The organism is Ruegeria sp. YKSE079, assembly GCF_059612845.1.
The window spans coordinates 128,006-146,171 of the sequence record NZ_JBXWRJ010000012.1; the positions used below are offsets into that span (position 1 = coordinate 128,006).

At 59.5% G+C, this 18,166-nt stretch carries 18 protein-coding genes and 1 tRNA gene; 11 read left to right on the forward strand and 8 right to left on the reverse strand.

All coding sequences use genetic code 11. From position 1 onward, the window contains the following. Nucleotides 1-3 precede the first annotated feature (3 nt). Both AC2FMY_RS13085 and AC2FMY_RS13090 read left to right on the forward strand, forming a co-directional pair. Complete coding sequence (locus AC2FMY_RS13085; protein WP_496807484.1) at nt 4-1,500, forward strand: aldehyde dehydrogenase; 1,497 nt, start codon at nt 4-6, stop codon at nt 1,498-1,500. Next, nucleotides 1,497-2,837 carry an NAD(P)/FAD-dependent oxidoreductase gene (locus AC2FMY_RS13090; protein ID WP_496807485.1) on the forward strand — a complete coding sequence of 447 codons (1,341 nt, stop codon included), beginning with the start codon at nt 1,497-1,499 and terminating at the stop codon, nt 2,835-2,837. Before AC2FMY_RS13085 ends, AC2FMY_RS13090 begins: the two co-directional genes overlap by 4 nt. A 219-nt stretch (nt 2,838-3,056) precedes the next feature. Here AC2FMY_RS13090 and AC2FMY_RS13095 read toward each other — a convergent pair whose 3' ends face one another. The 3 genes from AC2FMY_RS13095 to AC2FMY_RS13105 form a co-directional block, all read right to left on the reverse strand. Then, the gene (locus AC2FMY_RS13095) at nt 3,057-5,090 is read right to left on the reverse strand and encodes an oxidoreductase (RefSeq protein WP_496807486.1); all 2,034 of its coding nucleotides are present in this window, start codon (nt 5,088-5,090) and stop codon (nt 3,057-3,059) included. Nucleotides 5,091-5,229: 139 nt separating this feature from the next. Beyond that, nucleotides 5,230-6,786 carry a trimethylamine methyltransferase family protein gene (locus AC2FMY_RS13100; RefSeq protein WP_496747058.1) on the reverse strand — a complete coding sequence of 519 codons (1,557 nt, stop codon included), beginning with the start codon at nt 6,784-6,786 and terminating at the stop codon, nt 5,230-5,232. A gap of 96 nt (nt 6,787-6,882) precedes the next feature. Further along, on the reverse strand, nt 6,883-7,395 hold the full coding sequence (locus AC2FMY_RS13105; protein WP_496807487.1) for a hypothetical protein: 513 nt from the start codon (nt 7,393-7,395) through the stop codon (nt 6,883-6,885). Between the two features lie 64 nt (nt 7,396-7,459). On the opposite strand from AC2FMY_RS13105, the gene AC2FMY_RS13110 reads away from it, so the two are divergent. The 3 genes from AC2FMY_RS13110 to AC2FMY_RS13120 all read left to right on the forward strand — a co-directional run bounded on the left by AC2FMY_RS13110 (nt 7,460) and on the right by AC2FMY_RS13120 (nt 9,003). Beyond that, a complete protein-coding gene (locus AC2FMY_RS13110) occupies nt 7,460-8,056 on the forward strand; it encodes an NYN domain-containing protein (RefSeq protein WP_496747053.1) in 597 nt (198 codons plus the stop codon). Then, nucleotides 8,043-8,396 carry an MmcQ/YjbR family DNA-binding protein gene (locus AC2FMY_RS13115; RefSeq protein WP_496747051.1) on the forward strand — a complete coding sequence of 118 codons (354 nt, stop codon included), beginning with the start codon at nt 8,043-8,045 and terminating at the stop codon, nt 8,394-8,396. The genes AC2FMY_RS13110 and AC2FMY_RS13115 overlap by 14 nt, the downstream gene beginning before the upstream one ends. 316 nt (nt 8,397-8,712) lie before the next feature. Further along, nucleotides 8,713-9,003 (forward strand): hypothetical protein, encoded by a 291-nt coding sequence (locus tag AC2FMY_RS13120; RefSeq protein WP_496747047.1) that lies wholly within the window; start codon nt 8,713-8,715, stop codon nt 9,001-9,003. Nucleotides 9,004-9,199: 196 nt separating this feature from the next. On the opposite strand, the gene AC2FMY_RS13125 is transcribed toward AC2FMY_RS13120, so the two are convergent. The 4 genes from AC2FMY_RS13125 to AC2FMY_RS13140 all read right to left on the reverse strand — a co-directional run bounded on the left by AC2FMY_RS13125 (nt 9,200) and on the right by AC2FMY_RS13140 (nt 13,040). After that, nucleotides 9,200-9,589 carry a PIN-like domain-containing protein gene (locus AC2FMY_RS13125; RefSeq protein WP_496747044.1) on the reverse strand — a complete coding sequence of 130 codons (390 nt, stop codon included), beginning with the start codon at nt 9,587-9,589 and terminating at the stop codon, nt 9,200-9,202. Continuing rightward, complete coding sequence (locus AC2FMY_RS13130) at nt 9,582-10,259, reverse strand: hypothetical protein (protein WP_496747040.1); 678 nt, start codon at nt 10,257-10,259, stop codon at nt 9,582-9,584. Before AC2FMY_RS13130 ends, AC2FMY_RS13125 begins: the two co-directional genes overlap by 8 nt. Nucleotides 10,260-10,315: 56 nt before the next feature. Beyond that, on the reverse strand, nt 10,316-12,502 hold the full coding sequence (gene uvrB / locus AC2FMY_RS13135) for an excinuclease ABC subunit UvrB (RefSeq protein ID WP_496747036.1): 2,187 nt from the start codon (nt 12,500-12,502) through the stop codon (nt 10,316-10,318). Nucleotides 12,503-12,581: 79 nt separating this feature from the next. After that, nucleotides 12,582-13,040 (reverse strand): MarR family winged helix-turn-helix transcriptional regulator, encoded by a 459-nt coding sequence (locus tag AC2FMY_RS13140; protein ID WP_480750742.1) that lies wholly within the window; start codon nt 13,038-13,040, stop codon nt 12,582-12,584. Nucleotides 13,041-13,127: 87 nt separating this feature from the next. Here AC2FMY_RS13140 and AC2FMY_RS13145 point away from each other — a divergent pair, with 87 nt between their 5' ends. The 6 genes from AC2FMY_RS13145 to AC2FMY_RS13170 all read left to right on the forward strand — a co-directional run bounded on the left by AC2FMY_RS13145 (nt 13,128) and on the right by AC2FMY_RS13170 (nt 16,508). Next, the gene (locus AC2FMY_RS13145) at nt 13,128-13,811 is read left to right on the forward strand and encodes a glutathione S-transferase family protein (protein ID WP_496747029.1); all 684 of its coding nucleotides are present in this window, start codon (nt 13,128-13,130) and stop codon (nt 13,809-13,811) included. A gap of 59 nt (nt 13,812-13,870) precedes the next feature. Next, nucleotides 13,871-14,857, forward strand: coding sequence for an adenylate/guanylate cyclase domain-containing protein (locus tag AC2FMY_RS13150; protein WP_496807488.1), 987 nt, complete (start codon nt 13,871-13,873; stop codon nt 14,855-14,857). Continuing rightward, complete coding sequence (locus AC2FMY_RS13155) at nt 14,857-15,552, forward strand: tetratricopeptide repeat protein (protein WP_496807489.1); 696 nt, start codon at nt 14,857-14,859, stop codon at nt 15,550-15,552. The genes AC2FMY_RS13150 and AC2FMY_RS13155 overlap by 1 nt, the downstream gene beginning before the upstream one ends. 68 nt (nt 15,553-15,620) lie before the next feature. Beyond that, nucleotides 15,621-15,932 (forward strand): ETC complex I subunit, encoded by a 312-nt coding sequence (locus tag AC2FMY_RS13160; RefSeq protein ID WP_480750745.1) that lies wholly within the window; start codon nt 15,621-15,623, stop codon nt 15,930-15,932. Then, nucleotides 15,933-16,409: a GNAT family N-acetyltransferase gene (locus AC2FMY_RS13165; RefSeq protein WP_480750746.1), complete on the forward strand. Its 477-nt coding sequence runs from the start codon at nt 15,933-15,935 to the stop codon at nt 16,407-16,409. 22 nt (nt 16,410-16,431) lie between these two features. Continuing rightward, nucleotides 16,432-16,508: transfer RNA gene (locus tag AC2FMY_RS13170), tRNA-Arg, on the forward strand. 266 nt (nt 16,509-16,774) lie between these two features. Here AC2FMY_RS13170 and AC2FMY_RS13175 read toward each other — a convergent pair. Next, nucleotides 16,775-18,055: an HlyD family type I secretion periplasmic adaptor subunit gene (locus AC2FMY_RS13175; protein ID WP_496807493.1), complete on the reverse strand. Its 1,281-nt coding sequence runs from the start codon at nt 18,053-18,055 to the stop codon at nt 16,775-16,777. Nucleotides 18,056-18,166: the final 111 nt, after the last annotated feature.

Below are 18,166 nucleotides of genomic sequence, written 5' to 3' on the forward strand. Positions count from 1 at the left end.
GCTATGACATTGCTGACGCAGGACGAATACAAATCCATCGCCGCCAATCTGGACCTGCCCGCCGGAGCGTTCATCGACGGCAAATTCTGCCCGGCAATCTCGGGCGAGACTTTTGTGACAACGAACCCCGCCACGGGTGAGGAATTGACCCGCATCGCTGCCTGTGGCGCGGCGGACGTGGACCTTGCTGTCGAAAAGGCGCGCGAAGCGTTCGAAGACGGGCGCTGGTCGAAACTGCACCCGTCCGAACGCAAGGAGGTTCTGATCCAGCTGTGCAAGTTGATGACCCGCAATGCGCGTGAGTTGGCGGTGATGGAAAGCATCGACAGCGGCAAGACCATCTATGACTGTGAGACGGTGGATGTGCCGGAAACCATCCACTGCATCAAATGGCATGCCGAGGCGATCGACAAAATTTACGATCAGGTCTCGCCTGCCAGCGACAACCACATCGCCATGGTGGTCCGCGAACCGATTGGCGTGGTGGGGCTGGTGCTGCCGTGGAACTTTCCTCTTTTGATGCTGGCGTGGAAAATCGGCCCCGCACTCGCGGCGGGATGTTCGGTGGTCGTGAAACCGGCGGCGGAAACGACCCTGACCGCGCTGCGTGTCGCGGAACTCGCGATGGAGGCCGGCCTGCCCCGCGGCGTGCTGAACATCGTGCCTGGTGGTGGCGCCGAAGTGGGCGAACCCATCGGGCGGCATATGGACATCGACATGGTCTCGTTCACCGGCTCGACCGTGACCGGCAAAAGGTTTCTGACCTATTCGGCGGAATCCAACGCCAAGGAGGTGGTGCTGGAGATGGGCGGCAAGAACCCTGCCATCGTCATGGATGACGCCGAAAACCTCGACCGCGTGGCAGCGCATGTGGTGAACGGCGCGTTCTGGAACATGGGCGAGAATTGCTCGGCATCGTCGCGCCTGATCGTGCACAAGGATGTCAAGGCCGAGTTGCTTGACCGGATCGCGCATCATGCCAGGCAATGGAACGTGGGTGATCCGCTTAATCCGGAAACCCGCATGGGCGCGCTGGTCTCGGCGGCACATTTCGACAAGGTCTGCGGTTATCTTGAGCAGGCCGACAAGGTGGTGCTGGGCGGCAAGGCGAACAATGGCTTTGTCGAGGCGACGGTGGTCGAGGTGCAGGGCAACAACGTCAAACTGGCCCGCGAGGAGATTTTTGGACCGGTGCTGAGCGTGATCGAGGTATCCGGCTTTGACGAGGCCATCGGGATTGCAAATGACACCGATTACGGCCTCTGCGCCTCGATCTTCACCGCCAATGTCAAACGCGCAATTCGCGGGGCTCGGGCGATCCGGGCGGGCACGGTCACGGTCAACAGCTTTGGTGAGGGCGACATCACCACACCCTTTGGCGGCTACAAGCAGTCGGGCTTTGGCGGTCGCGACAACTCGGTTCATGCTCATGACCAATATACCCAGTTGAAAACCATCTGGATCGATCTGGCGGACGATGCTGACGAGGCCTTGGATTGATCAGGTACACCGCCAAACGCCTGCCCCGGCAGACCGGCGCCGCGGGATGGAACGCCATCCTGCCGCCTCAGGACCCGCTGCCGGTTCTGGAGCAGGACCAGACCGCCGATGTCACCGTCATCGGCGGCGGTTTCGCCGGTTTGTCGGCCGCGCGTCGGCTGTATCAGCTGGACCCGTCGCTGAAAATCGCGATTGTCGAGGCGGGCCGCTTTGCCGAAAGCTCGGCCGGGCGCAATTCAGGCTTCATGATCGACCTGCCGCATGATCTGGTGTCGGACAATTACGCGGGCGACGCGCTGGAGGCCGACCGTGCCGCCATTGCGCTGAACCGCCGGGCTATCGCTTTTGCAAAGGAGGTGGCCGCCGAGTGTGACCTGCCGGAGGAAATCTTTGATCCCTGCGGTAAGTACAACGCCGCCGCGACGCGGGCCGGGGACCGGCACAACCGGGACTATGCCGCGCATCTGAAGCGTCTGGGAGAGCCCTGCACCTTGCTGGATCAGGCGCAGATTGGCGAAGTCACCGGCAGCCCGCATTATACCTCGGGCGTGTTCTGCCCCGGTACGGTGATGATCCAGCCCGCAGGTTATATCCGTGCGCTGGCGAACCGATTGGCGGACCAGATCCAGGTTTACGAGAACACGCCGGTCACCGGCTTTGAGAAACAGGGCGCGGGCTGGCAGGTGACGACACCCAAGGCACGCATCGCCACCGGGCGGATCGTTCTTGCCAATAACGGCCATCTGGAAAGTTTCGGCTTTTTCCGGCGGCAACTGATGCATATCTGCCTTTACGCCTCGATGACAGAACGGCTGACGGCAGAACAGGTCAGGACATTGGGCGGGCAACCGCGATGGGGTGTGACTCCCGCCGATCCGATGGGTACCTCTGTGCGGCGGATTTCCGGCCGCTATGGCGACCGCATCCTGATCCGCACCTGTGCCACTTTCAATCCCACCATCGAGACCAGCAACATGCGGCTGCGCAATGCAGGCTGGGTGCATGACCGCAAGTATCGCGAGCGATTCCCGCACCTGCCCGGCGTCAAGATGGAGCATCGCTGGGCCGGTATGCTTTGCCTCAGCCGCAATGGCTCCGCCGCTTTCGGTGAACTGGATCAGGGGGTGTTTTCCGCCTGTTGCCAGAACGGGCTGGGCACCGTCCGTGGCACGTTGCAAGGCATGGGCGTGGCGGAGCTGTTGCTGGGGAACGGGTCCGAGATAGCCAATCACTTCCTGGCCGAAGCCGACATGCCCCGCCTGCCACCCGAGCCCTTCGCCTCGCTCGGCGCCAACAGCTATCTGGTGTGGAAGGAATGGCGCTCGGGCAAGGAATAAGGTGTGAGGGGGCGCTGCCCCCGCCGCCTGCGGCGGCTCCCCCGGGGTATTTTGACCAGAAAGAAGCAAGATCCGGGCCTTGTGGGTCCCGGATCAATTCAGTTGAGGGCAAGCTCAACTTGGCTATTTACCCGCCGTCGAGGTCTAGGCCAGCCCTGGGGTGATCGGACGCTCCGGTCCGGCCTGCGGGAAGCATGCCGCAAAGATTCAGAGATCACCTCAGAAATCCTTACACAGCCGCAGCGCGTCCAGAATGGCGGCATGCATGTTTCGACCCGTTATCGCATCGCCGATGCGGGCCAGAACAAACCCGCCGTCCGGGTTGAGATCGGGAAACACGGCCCTGCCTCCGACCAGTGCGATCTGATCCAGTTGCCCAAGGTTGCGCGAGGCCGCTTTGAGATCGAGATAGAGCCCGTCGGCAGGCACCAGCCCGCATTCAACCACCACATGATCCACCACGCGCTGCTCTGCCGCTCCGGTCAGCACGTTGCGCAGGCTCGCGTGTTTCTTCCCCTCTGCGTCGGCCACCGAGGCCAGTTCGTGCAGACAGGTATACTGCGTTCCGGCATTGGCCAGCCGGCGCAGGATCACGGCCGAGGTTGTGGGGCCAAGATCGTGGAACAGGCTGCGATCGGGCGTCACCAATTCAAGTTTGCAGCCCATGTCGGCCAGCGCATCTGCCGTCACCGCCGCGGGCTGATCGCCGGTCTCGTCAAACAAAAGCACGTTGCCCGAGGGGCGCTGCCCGCCATTCAGAACATCCCAACTGCTGACAGTCAGATGCCCGCCGGGTATGTCTGGTGGTTCGGGCCAGCCGCCGGTGGCAACAACCACCAGATCCGGCTTTTCCGCCAGAACATCCCCGGCTTCGGCATAGACATTGGTGCGCAGCTCTGCGCCCAGGCGCACGGCCTCGGCCACCAGCCAGTCGGTGATGCCCTGAACCTGTCGCCGGACGGTTCCCCGCGCCGCAAGCAATAGTTGCCCGCCGAGTTGCGGCGCCGCTTCGAACAACACTACCTTATGGCCGCGCGCGGCACAGACCCGCGCCGCTTCCAGCCCGCCGGGGCCGCCGCCCACGATCACAACAGTTTTACGCCTGTCTGCAACATGGATCACATGTGGCAGCATCGCCTCGCGCCCGGTGGCGACGTTGTGACCGCAGACGGCGGGTTTGCCCTGGTTGACCCGGTCGACGCAGTACCCAAGCCCGACGCAGGGCCGGATGAATTCCTCTTCGCCGCGCTGAAGCTTGGACACCAGATGCGGGTCGGCCATGTGCGCGCGGGTCATCCCGACCAGATCGACATGCCCGGCTTCTAGCGCGTGGCGCGCGGTTGCAAGGTCGGCTATCCCGCCAGCATGGATCACCGGCAATCCGGTTTCGCGCCGGATCAGTCCGGCGATGGGCAAATGAGGAGCCGAAGGCATGCCCATCGGCGGCACCCATCCGGCAAGCCCCAGATCGTCGTAAGGCGCACCCGCCATAACGTTGAAGAAATCCACCAATCCCGCATCTGCCAGCATGCACGCGGCGGTCGCACAATCCTGCGCCTCGATGCCGCCATTGACCAGTTCGTCCCCGGTCAAACGGATGCCCAGCAGAAGCTCGTCGCCCACGACCTCGCGTACAGCCTGCAGAACCTCGACCGTCAGCCGGAGGCGATTTTCAAGCGCGCCGCCGTATGCGTCGTCCCGGTCATTGACCAGCGGCGACAGGAACTGGCCCAGAAGGTGCGAGTGGGACAACACCTCGATCCCGTCAAAGCCGCCGGCGCGGCACCGGCGCGCCGCCTGTGCAAAATCCTGCACAACGCGCGCGATGTCTTCGGGCTCCATCACCTTGGGAAAGGCCCGATGCGCCCGTTCCCGCCGACCCGACGGGCCGATCACCGGCAACCAGTGCCCATCATCCCAGGCCGTGCGGCGCCCCATATGGGTGATCTGGCACATGATCGCCGCACCGTGCGATTTTACCCCGTCGGTCAGCTTGCGGAACCACGGAACGATGCTGTCGCCTCCGGCATACAACTGGCCGAAGACCGATGGACTGTCGGGGGCAATGTTTGTGGACCCGCCGATCATTGTCATCCCGACCCCGCCCTTGGCCTTTTCCTCGTGATACAGCCGATAGCGGTCACGGGGATGACCGTCCTGAACGTAATTCGGCGCATGTGCGGTGCTGACGATGCGGTTTCGGATCGTCAGGTTGCCCAACCGGAACGGTTCCAAAAGCGGATCACGCACCATCAGTTTCTCTCCGATATCTTGTCTCGCGGGATGCTGCCCGTGACCGGCTTTGCGCCTTATGTTTCCGCAGTACACCAGTTTTCACCGACATCTCAAAAAAACGGCCCGCCCGAATTGAGACGGGCCAGTCGGGGAGGGTTCAATAACTCTGGTTCAACTCGTCCGCTGCCGGAATTTCCCTTTCGCGCCGGGCGATGTAATCGAGCAGCGCTTCGTTCTTTGCCACATCAAGCCGAGGCTCCTCGTATTCGGCCAACAGTTTGCGGGCGCGGGTCAGGGCACGTTCGGTGATTTCCACCTCGCCCTCGGCCACCCATTGTTCGATCGAGTTGTTGTCAAACAGCTCGGGCATGAAGAAGGCCTCCTGAAAGTTGTCCTGCGTGTGGGGATGGCCCAGATAGTGACCGCCCGGCCCGACATCCGGCACCGCCGCAATCGCCTGATCGAAATCGTGCCATTTCGGTCCTTCGGCCATGCGATAGGCCATTGCGCATTGTTCGGAATCGACGATGAACTTGGCGACAGAGCAATGCATTCCGGCCTCGTTCCAGCCTGCCGAGTGCCAGATGTAGTTGGCGCCGGCATGGATCACCGCCTGCAGGGTGGTGGCGCTTTCATACCCCGCCTGTGCGTCAAAGGTCTTGGCGCCACCAAGCGTGTTCGAGGTGCGCCACGGCACGTCGTAATGCCGCGCCATCTGGCCGATCATGAAATTCATCAGGGAAATCTCTGGTGTGCCGGCCATCGGCGCGCCCGATTTCATGCTGACGGTCGACAGGTAGTGGCCATAAATCGCGGGCGCACCCTTGCGGATCACCTGGGTATAGGCCAGCGCGCTCAGCGCCTCGGCGTTGAGCTGCGCCACCGTGGCCGGGACGCTGGCAGGCGTATTGGCCCCGCCCAGCACGAAGGGCGAGCAGAGCACCGGCTGGTTGCGGCGGCAGAAGGCGCGCATCGCCCCCAGCATGGTCTCGTCCCAGACCAGCGGCGAGTTGCCGTTGCAATTGCCTGTCACCACCGGGTGGCTGTCGATGAAATCGTCACCGAACAGGATCGCGCACATCTCGATCACGTCCTCGGCATTCCGGGGGCTGGTGGTCATGCCCATGAATGTCTTGTCCGAATGTTTCATCGACGAATAGGTGATGCGCAGGTGTCGTTGGCTGATCGGGTGGTCGTAAGGCTCGACAATATGATGCGCCGAACTGTGCAGCGCGGGCATCATGTGGCTGAGCTTGTGGAACATCGCCAGGTCGTCCAGCGTCGGATTCCGGCGCACGTCGTCGAGATCGCGCAGGAAGGGCGCGCCGGTCATCGGAACAAAGATCGAATGCCGCCCACCAAGGCGCACATTTTTTCTGGGGTCGCGAGCGTGACAAGTGAAATCCGACGGGATTGTCCTGACCAACTCCCGCACCAGGCCGCGGTCGAGATAGACCAGTTCTCCGACAACCTTGGCCCCGGCCCGTTTCCAGTCCTCCAGCGCGATCGGGTCACGGAACTGAACGCCCACGTTTTCCAGAATGTTCATCGAGGCGGCATCGATCATCTCGATCTGAGCACCGTCCATCACCTCGCACAAGGGCAGGTTCCGCGTCAGCCCCGGCAGCATGTCAAACTTTGGGGCGGTCCGGACCGCGCGACGCGCCGAGCGTCCTCCTGAACGGGACCGGGGTTTTGCCGCAAGATCGTTCATGTCTGTCTCCTCCGTCATAAAGACAGCATGCCGCCCGCCCGCATGGACCGCGTGCAGGTTTGCGAAACATGCTTGCAGAAAGCGACGCGGGCGCGGCTAGGGCCGATGCGCGTCGTCCAGCCAGTCGTTGATCCGTTGCACCAACTGCGCGCGCGGGGCACTGGTAAAGCCGTATTCCATCGGCAATTTGCCCTGATCGCCCACCAGAACCAGCCGTTCAAGGCGGGCGTTTTCGCTCCACTGCGCCTGCAGGGCGGCGCGCGAGATCTCGGCCAGCGGCAGGGTCGAGGACTTGCGCCCGGTCAGCCGCGCCTCGGTCCGGGTCAGTGTTCCGCTGGCGCGGTCGAAGGTCAGGCGCTGGAACGGAAAGGAATGATGCGCCATGGCCAGAGCGCCCAGCCCCAGCGCGGCGACCAGCAAGGATTCGGCCATGCCATCCGTCTGACCGGACAGCGCCACCCACAGGCACAGCCCGCCCATGAACCAGACGAGCCCGGCCATGATGCGGGGCCGATCCTCGACAACCAGCCGCTGGGGCGTATGCTCCACGATCTTCATGACACCGGGTATAGCAAGGGTTTTGGGCGGGAGTTGGGCGGGCGCATTCACTCACACCCGCGCACGGGCCATTGAAATTTCTTGCAGTCATGCGCCGCTCAGGTATCTACCTCCTATGGTTGTTTGGCTTATTGTTTTGATCGCTTCACTGGGCCTGTCGATTTGGTCCGTCCTGGTATTTGGCCGGATTCTCACGCTGCCCCTGCTGGCCGGGGCTCTGGGCGTTGTCATCGCCATCCTGTCCGTTATCCGGCGTCGGCTCAGACGGCCCGTTCCCTGGGTGGTCGTTGACGGATCAAATGTCCTGTATTGGGAGGACGAGACACCATCCCTGCACTCGGTTCGGCTGGTCATTGAAAAGCTGGTCGCCAACGGACTTGAGCCGATTGTCTGGTTCGATGCGAATGTCGGATATCTGGTTCGAAACCAATACATGGGACCTGCCAGGCTGTCCAAGGTGCTGCGTTATCCGGTTCGGCAGATTTCAGTTGCGCCAAAGGGGACCCCGGCCGATCCCCTGCTGATCGAGGATGCGCAGAATCGCAACGCGCGGATAGTAACAAACGACAGGTTTCGCGATTGGGCAGAGCGTTACCCACAGGTTCTGCAATCCGACCTGTTTCTGCGCGGAACGATAAACCGCAGATCCGTGACGCTTGAGCTTGATAACTGCAAGCGAGGCCCTCAGGATCAACGCCATGACCCGAGATGAGTTCAATACCTTTTGCGCCGGCCTCAAGGCCACCACCCACGTCGTGCAATGGGGCAATGCGGATGTGTGGAAAGTGGGGGCCAAGGTCTTTGCGATCTGTGGCTGGAACGAGGGAAAGGATGCCTTTACTTTCAAGGTCACCGATCTGACGTTTGAAGTACTTCAGGATGAGCCCGGCATCCGCCCCGCCCCCTATCTGGCATCGCGGGGGATGAAATGGCTGCAGGTCTATGAAGACCGCGGCATGAGCGACGCCTCGCTGCGCGAGCATATCGTGACCTCTTATGATCTGGTCGTCGCCGGATTGACCCGGAAGATGCGGGCGGAGTTGGGGGTCTAGGGCGGGGTTTTCCCCATCTTTCGTTTTGGCGGGCTTGGAATGGTGGGTTGAAAACCCATCCTGCGCCTGCGGAACAGGGTGTTCGGGTTCGTCATCGCAACCGTTTGGAATCACGATCTGTGATTTCAAACGTGGAGCAGGCGCTGGAGTGCAACCCTGAAGGGACAGCTGCCCGGATGCGGTGAGGCGTGTGGTTGAAAATCGGCGCAAATCTTTGGTATCAATGCGAGATTTCGGGCTGCCGTGTTAGGGTGCGCGCGGCGGGGCCGTTCCGGCCGTGTTACATGGCAATTTCGCCAGACGACGGAGGAAAGTGATGTTTGCACGAATTACCCAATACAAAATGAAGCCCGGTACGCGCGAGGCGGCGACGGCGAAGATGAACGCATTGAAATCCGACATCATGGGTATGCCCGGCATACACAGCTTTACCAATGTGATGAACGAGGATGGTTCGGGCTATGTGATCTCGGTGGTCGAAAGCGAGGCGATCTCGAACGCAAACGCGCCCAAAGTGGCCGAGCTGTGGGGCCATTTCGCCGAATTCATGGAAGGCCCACCGACGCCGGTTGGGTATGATGTGGTTGCCCATTGGGATAAGGGGTAACGGTTCGGGCGGGAATTTCCCGCCCTTTCTATTAGTTGGATAGAACTGCGCTTTGGACCTCATGCGGTCTGGGCAGGGATTTGGTGTTCGTCATGGCAACCGTTTGGAGTCACGATTTGTGATTTTAAGCGTGGCGGAGTGTGGAGCGGAGTGCAAAGGTGGAGTGTGGGGTGTTGGTGCACTGTGAAGACGGATTTTACAAAGTTTTAAACTTCGACCTGTTCTCAGGTAGTTGAAACAGCCCGCTTTTTACCGTGGATCTTTGCAGTAGAATTTTATCCCAGTGCCATAAAATTGCAGCGGCCTGCTCTCCGACTTTTTTCTTTTGCAACGATGGGGCGAGATAAAATGCCACGACATTGTTCCTCAAAATAGCGGCTCTTTCGGCTTTCTTTTTACTGTTTTGAAGGTCTTTTGAAACAACGATCCAATCGCTGCCAAGTCGATTGAAATAGTCAATGTCGGAGATGTCCTTCGAAAAAACATCCCGCAGTGCGAAGGCCTCATGACTGTCGACTTTGATCAGTTCATGAAGCGACCGAGCAATGCAGGGTGGCATGTTATGGTCAAAAAGTACCTTAACCATTTGCCTCGTCTAAACTGCGCTCGAACTTAATGCACTTTCGAATAAGCTTCTCCGGCACTTCATAAATCTTTGAAAGATAACCCGTGTCGTTAAACTCACCAAATTCCTTGTAGATTGTGCCCGTCGAAATTCCGAACTCATCTAAAATTGGATCACCAAAATGGCGCGTAGGGTCCAAGACTACATCGGCGTGATTTTGCGGCCGCCACCTTGCTACCACTTCACCCTCGTACTCGAGGTCATTTAGGGACTGTGAAATGATGTCCTTAAAGACCTTTTGACCGGGCCTTTTCTTCGAAAGGCTTACGTAGTCCCCGTCATTTTCAATCGCTTCCATAAGTATCTCGGAGCCATCAGTTTTAAACGATTGAGACGCCAGCGGTCTCTCAATGCCAAACTTGTCTTGGGCAAACGAAATCGCGAATCTGATGGATTGTAGAGATACATTTGCGTTTCGCATCGCCGCAACAACGCGGACTTCAATCAAGTCCAAGAAACTAATCTCGGTAATGTCATCATCCAAAAACTGATAATGCGCATTCCAAAGCGGTAGGTGTGGTCCACTGCCGCGTGTCCAACGCAGGACCTGCTGCACATTGGTTCCAACCAATCGTGCTGCTTCCCTTGGTGTATAAACACCTTGTCCTAGTATCGCGTGGTCAAGCGGCATCAGTGTCCTCCTGTAGGTTATCTAGCTCGGAATTCTCTACAGGGGAATCCGGTAAATTATCTTTTCCTCCGCTTCACATTCCCGCCCCGTTGCCCCGGCCTCCCAGCCGTTGACCGACCGCGTGACTTCACTGCGTCTTCCGCGGCTTTCTCGACCGCCCATTGCCGTGCCATAGGGTCGTCGGCGATGGCCAGATCGACCGCTTCCAGACGTTTGATTTCATCCCGGATATTGGCGGCCTCTTCGAATTCAAGGTTCTCGGCGGCTTTGCGCATCTGGTCGCGCAGCCCGTTCAGGTGCGCCTCGAGGTTGGCGCCGTGCATCGGTTTGTCGATGGTGGCGGTGACGCGGTTCATGTCCACGTCGCCCTCATACAGCCCGGCCAGAACATCCTCGACATTCTTTTTCACGGTCGCGGGCGTGATACCGTGTTCCTCGTTATAGGCCATCTGCTTGGCGCGGCGGCGGTCGGTTTCGGCCAGCGCGCGTTCCATCGAACCGGTGATCTTGTCGGCATACATGATCACCCGGCCATCGGCGTTGCGCGCGGCGCGGCCGATGGTCTGAACCAGCGAGGTCTCGGACCGCAGAAAGCCTTCCTTGTCGGCATCCAGAATGGCGACCAGCCCGCATTCGGGAATGTCGAGCCCTTCACGCAGCAGGTTGATGCCGACCAGCACGTCGAAGGCGCCCAGACGCAGGTCGCGCAGAATCTCGATCCGTTCCAGCGTTTCGATATCGGAATGCATGTAGCGCACCTTGATACCCTGTTCGTGCAGGTATTCGGTCAGATCCTCGGCCATGCGTTTGGTCAGCGTCGTGACCAGCGTGCGATAGCCATCGGCGGCGACCTTGCGCACCTCGTCCAGCAGGTCGTCGACCTGCATCGACACGGGGCGGATTTCGACCTGCGGGTCCAGCAGGCCGGTGGGGCGGATCACCTGTTCGGTGAAGACGCCGCCGGTCTGGTCGAGCTCCCACGCGGCGGGGGTGGCCGAGACGAACACGGATTGCGGGCGCATGGCATCCCATTCCTCGAACTTCAGGGGGCGGTTGTCCATGCAGGACGGCAGGCGGAACCCGTGTTCGGCCAGCGTGAACTTGCGCCGGTAGTCGCCCCGGTACATGCCGCCGATCTGCGGTACGCTGACATGGGATTCATCGGCAAAGACGATGGCGTTGTCGGGAATGAATTCGAACAGGGTCGGAGGCGGCTCGCCCGGTGCACGACCGGTCAAATAGCGCGAATAGTTCTCGATCCCGTTGCAGACGCCTGTCGCTTCCAGCATTTCCAGATCGAAATTGGTGCGTTGTTCCAGCCGCTGCGCCTCGAGCAGTTTGCCTTCGCCGACCAGCTGGTCGAGGCGCATCCGCAGTTCTTTTTTGATCCCGATGATCGCCTGCTGCATCGTCGGTTTCGGGGTCACGTAGTGGGAATTCGCATAGACCCGGATATGGTCCATCGTGTCGGTCTTTTCGCCGGTCAGCGGGTCGAATTCGGTGACCTGTTCCAGTTCCTCGCCGAAGAACGACAGCTTCCAGGCGCGGTCCTCAAGGTGGGCGGGCCAGATTTCCAGGCTGTCGCCCCGCACCCGGAACGAGCCGCGCTGAAACCCCTGATCGTTGCGGCGGTATTGCTGGGCCACCAGATCGGCCATCACCTGTCGCTGGTCGTATTCGTGCCCGACCTTCAGATCCTGCGTCATCGCGCCATAGGTTTCGACCGAGCCGATGCCATAGATGCAGCTGACCGAGGCGACGATGATCACATCATCGCGTTCCAGCAACGCCCGCGTGGCCGAGTGGCGCATCCGGTCGATCTGTTCGTTGATCTGCGATTCTTTTTCTATGTAGGTGTCAGAGCGCGGCACATAGGCTTCGGGCTGGTAATAGTCGTAGTAGGACACGAAATATTCCACCGAGTTTTCGGGGAAGAAGCCCTTGAATTCACCGTATAGCTGCGCCGCCAGCGTCTTGTTGGGGGCAAGGATGATGGCGGGGCGCTGGGTTTCCTCGATCACCTTGGCCATGGTGAAGGTCTTGCCCGTGCCGGTCGCGCCCAGCAGCACCTGATCGCGTTCACCGTCCAGCACGCCGCCTGCCAGTTCCTTGATCGCCGTTGGCTGATCGCCCGCCGGATTGAATTCGGTATGCATCACGAATTGCCTGCCACCCTCAAGTTTCAGGCGCGCGCGTACGTCTTCGGCGGTCAGTTGGGTCTTGTCGGAATGCGCGTAAGGCATCAGGGGGGATTCCTTTCGCGCCCGATTTTGGTCTGTTTTTGTTCTTGTTCAAGGGGGCGCGTCGTTTCAGCCTGAATTATTATTCACTGGCACCCGATTTCGAGGCCAGTTCAAGCTGCTTCAACGTGCCAGTCAATCCGTGCCTCTCGACCTGCATCATCGGGTTATTGATCTGTTTGGTCAGCGCGGGGGCATAGACCTCCCACATCCGCAACCGCGTGGCGGCGCCCTGTGGCGTCAGGACAAGGATCTGCCCGCGCCCGTCGTCATCGCAGGACATGCGCTTGAGGTAGCCGGCTTTTTCAAGGCGAAGCACCAGTCGGGATACCCCATATTGCGGTAGTAACAGCCGATCCTGAAGCTCATAGGGCCGCAACCCGTCAGGGTCGGCCTGTTCCAGTTCCCACAACACGTCGTACCAGTCGAGACCCGGCAGTCCTGCCTGTTTCAGGGCGTGTTCGACCGTACTCAAAATGGCTTTGTAGGCACGCGCGAGCGGCACCCAGAGCTCGAATGCTTCTTTGGTAGACAGGGTCATGTACGGAATTTAGATGCATATGCATTGACTTTCAACAGGCGAGGCCCATTTCCATTTACATGCAATTGCATCTAAATGGAGACTCCCATGACCGACCTTCATCTGATCAGCCACCACTTGTGCCCCTATGTGCAACGCGCGGTGATCGTACTGAGCGAAAAAGGCATCCCGCATCGCCGCACCTATATCGACCTGTCGGACAAGCCCGGCTGGTTTCGAGCACTGTCACCGCTGGGCCGGGTTCCGGTGCTGCAAACCAGTGGCCGGGTCCTGTTCGAAAGCCAGGTGATCGCGGAATACCTTGATGAGGTGACACCGGGGTCACTGCATCCGGATGATCCTCTGGATAGGGCGCGGCACCGGGCGTGGATCGAATTTGGCTCCGACACGCTGGCGGCGATTGCCGGACTCTACAACGCTCCTGATGCCGATGCGTTCGAAGCGAAGCGGCAGGTCGTGCGCCAAAGGCTGGAGCGTATTGCGCCCGAGATATCGGGGCCTTTCTTTGGAGGAGAACAGTTTTTTATGGTCGACGGTGTCTGGGGCACGATCTTTCGCTATTTCGATACGTTGGATGACATCGCGGAATTCGGCCTGATGCCACCAAACCTGCAACTCGCAACATGGCGTAAAGCTGTCAGCAAGCGCACCTCGGTCCGCCATGCACCACCTGAAGGATATCCGGACCGGTTGATGGCCTTTCTCAGGTCACGCGCTTCGCATCTGGGAACGCTGGCGCGGGTGAGCACGCAGATCGAAAGGACAAGCTAGCGAGGTTTACAGAATGTGCCGATTGCCTAGACTGGCAGGATATTTCCAGGGGGACGTCCATGCACAGCCAGTTGGCGGTTCTGATGTTTGCCGATGTCGTCGGTTATACTGCGATGATGGAAGCGGATCAGGCCCGCACGATCCAGGCCGTGCGGAGCTTGCGCAAGAACGTGGTCGAGCCACTGGCAAGACAGCACGACGGCAAGGTCCTGAAACGACTGGGAGACGGCTGGATCATGTCGTTTCCCGGAGTCGCGACCTGCGTTGCAGGCGGCATGGCGATCCAGAAAAAGCTGCAGGCCGAGACCGATATCAAGCTGCGCATCGGCGCCCATATCGGCGAAGTGGTCGAAGATGGCGAGGATTTCTATGGCTCGGGTTTGAACATCGCACAACGGATCGAGGCCGAAGCCCCACCCGGCGGCCTGATGGTGTCCGAGGATCTGTTTCGGCAATTGTCAGGCGCTGTGGCAGCGGATTTGAAGGATGCCGGCATCTTCCGCCTGAAAAACATCGCGCAACCGGTCAGGCTTTACCAATGGCGCCCCGCAAGGCGGCGCGAAAGCGGTTCGGACGGCGTGACGTCGATTGCGGTCGCGGCCATAGAGTATGCGCCGCTTGACTCTGACACTGCGGCGTTGGCGGGCGACCTGCACGATCAGTTGGTGATCCGCATGTCGCGAAGGCAGGGTATCGTCATTCTGGATGCGGCAGCCAAACCAGTTGATGTGGCCACCTATGATCTGAAAAGCCGCTTGCGGGTGGCGGGCGGCAAGGGGCGGCTGAGCCTCACGCTGGTGCTGCGCGCAGAAGGACGCCCCGTCTGGTCCGAAAGCTATGACCGCAGCACCAAGGACATCTTTGATTTCTGCGACGTGGTACTGGAACGGGCCGAAGCCGACCTGCGCATCCAGACCAACGCCTTCGATGGCGACCGGCTGGCACACATTCCCGAGGAGGAGTTGAGCGTTTCCGAACTCCGCGCGCGCGCGGCGAATTCCTTCTACCGGCTGACCTATCAGGACTGGGCCGATGGGCGCGCCTGATGAAACGCGCCATCGAAATGAACCCGCTGGACGGGGTGGCGCTGGCGATGCGGGCAGAGGCCGAGATCATGCTGAACGCGGCCCGGTACGAGACCTTGCCCGACAGCCTGCTGGAACAGTTGGAGCGCGATCTGGACACGGCCGTCGAACAGAACCCGGCAAGCGATTACGTGTTCTGGACCCGCGGCTATTTCCGGATCAACTGTCTGGGCGACGCGTCCGGCGCCCGATCCGATCTGGAACGCAGCAGGACCCTGAATCCCGCCTATGCCGAAAACCACGAACTCGCGGGCCATATCCTCATGTTCGAAGGCGCATTTGCCGAGGCGGCCGAAAAGTTCGGGCTATTGCTGCAGCGGCAGGTGCATAACCCGATGATCCCCTATCGGCGGTTCCTGAGGGCCGTGGCCCACTATTGCGCCGGGCAATTCGATCTGGCCGCCGAGGACGCCCGTCTGGCGGCGGACACCCGGCCAAAGGAACGCGCGATGCATCTGATGCACGCCCTGGCGCTCTGCGAGGGCGGACAACAGGACGCGGCCCGTAAGGCCTTCGAACGTGCATCGCGACTGGAACCCGATCCCAACGTCTGTTCGCGCTGTCCGGTCCTGCCACCATCGCACCAATCGCTGGCTCAGGCGTTGGCTGCGGCAATCCGCAGCCCACAGGGGCGGCTGGATGGCGTCGAAACCTGACAAAACAGTCTTGCCCGGGCGCACGCTTGCGCGCATATAGGGACAAGCCGAAAAGGACGGAGTTTGCAATGCGCGCACGGATTTATCAGCCTGCCAGAAACGCCATGACATCGGGCATGGCAAAGACCCGCAAATGGGTTCTGGAGTATGCCCAAGGCTCCGCGCGCGAGGTGGACCCTCTGATGGGCTGGACCTCTTCGAATGATACGCAAACCCAGGTGCGCCTGCGCTTTGACACCAAGGAAGAGGCGCTGGAATATGCTCAGGCCCACGGGATCGAGGCGCAGGTCAGCGAGCCGCACAAGCGAAAGCCCAATCTGCGCCCGCGTGGCTATGGCGAAAACTTCGCCACCGACCGGCGCAGCCCCTGGACCCACTGAATGATCGACATCCGCGAGGCCGACCCGGGCGCGGTTGACCTGCGCCCGCTGATTGAGGCGCATATGGCCCATGGCCGCGACGCCGGACCTGATGAAAGCAATCACACCTTGGATGCCGACACTCTGCGCGAGACTGGCACGCGTTTCTGGGCGCTTTTCGATGGTCACACGCCGATCGGCTGCGGCGCGCTCAAGACGCTGCCCGATGGCACAGCCGAAGTGAAATCGGTGCATATCACCGCCGCCGCCCGCGGCCGGGGTCTGGCTCGGGTGCTAATGGAGCGGTTGGCACACGAGGCGCGGGCGGGCGGCGCAACGGCGATTGTGCTGGAAACCGGAGCAGCGCATCTTTCGGGTTATGACGCCGCACGCAGACTGTATGAGGCATTGGGATACAGCTATTGCGGCCCGATCCACGGCTATGACGCCGACCCCAATAGCGCTTTCATGCGCTTGGCTCTTGAACCTGCTGGCTAAAAGCCGCAAGAAAGGCGCAAGCGGTCCCGTAGCTCAACTGGATAGAGCAGCTGACTTCTAATCAGCAGGTTCGGGGTTCGAGTCCTCGCGGGATCGCCACTGTTTTCAAAAACTTACAAGAGATCCTCCGCGCGTTGTATCCTCGGGTAAGCCTGAGGTAGGCGCGCGGGCGTGGTTTTCTTCTTTTTCGTTGCTTTTCGATGTTGCCCGATTCAGCCTTTGGGTGAACGGGAGGAAAAGTATGAGCCATATGACGATGTTGCCTGAAGACTCTTCTGGCCGCATTCGCCCTTTGCCCAGCTAAGGAAATCTAGCGGAAAACCCCAGCTTCAAGCGATCCAGTTTTCAGGAGGCAGAGCAACATTTCAAGTCTCTCTAAAAGCCTTGTTGAAGTATTCGACCAGAGGTTTGACAAGATAATATAGGGGTGTTTGATCTTCGGTTCGGATGAACACTTCGACCGGCATACCTGGGAGCAGGTTGACCGTCTGACTAATTTTTTCTCGCTCCTCTTCGTTCAATTCAACAAGTACCCGATAAAACTGGTAACCTGATTCAGGGATATTGAATACATCCGCCGAGATATACTTCACTTGACCAGTGACTTCCGGAGTCAGACTTTGATCAAAGGACGAAAATCGTAGATTAGCGTTCTGCCCAATAGAAATCTGGTCTATATGTATGGGCTCTATTTGCGCCGCAATAACCAGAGGTCGATCTTGGGGTATCAAAAATAATACCGCGTCAGCCGGTTTCAAAACTGACTGTGGTGTGACGACCTGCAGGCCATAAACCACGCCTGACGTCGGTGCCTTGATATCCAAGCGCGAAATCTTTTCACGCAATACTCCTATCGTCGCCCGCAGTTCGAGTTCTTTTTGCTTTATTTCTCGGAGTTCGGCCACGGCGTTTTCCCTCCTCGCCGCCTCCAATCTACGTTCCTCAATGCGTAACTCTGTAACTCGCCCGTTGGTTTGCGCGATACTGGCTTTGATTTGTCCCATTTGACCTTGAAGATTGGCATACTCTCGCTGCAAGATGAGTTTTTGAGTGGCCTGGCTAAGCCCCTTATCCTCCAGAATTTTTTGACGTTTTAGCTCATCTTCAATTAAGACAAGTTGCGAGTGCAACCCCGTATTTTGGGCGTTGTAGCCAAGAATTTGATCCTGCAGTTGCTGGACACGCTCCTCCAGCTGGTCAAACTGCTGGTACATGGTGTGAGTACGAGTGTTGAAGATGGCTTCTTGACCCACCATCATTGCGGCGATTTCCGGATTCGTTCGCGCCAAATCTACAAGTTCTTTGTCAAACCTGACGCTTGGAAGCCCGTTCTTCTCGGAGGTGAGTCTGCCACTTTGCGCCAAAAGTTCGTATAATTCGTGCTCCCTGACCTGTAATTCGGCTATGAGATCTCCAGATTCAAGGGACACAAGAATTTGCCCCTTCTTCACCAATTGACCTTCTTCGATATGGATTTTGGAAACGACTCCACCATCTGGGTGCTGAACGATTTGGCGATTTCTCTCGACTTCAATTTGAGCAGGGGCAAACACCGCGCCTGCCAGACGGCTAAATACCGCCCATCCCCCAAATCCGCCTAGGAGCGTTACTATTACCAGAAATCCAGAAATAGTAAGTCCTCTAATTGTCCGTCGTCAGAGGTTTTGGGCCAGTTGGCGGCGTGATCTAAGAGAGGGTCTGGCGCATCTGGTTGGTCAGATTAAGCGGCGGATTTGCGGTGAAGCAAGCGCCGGGTT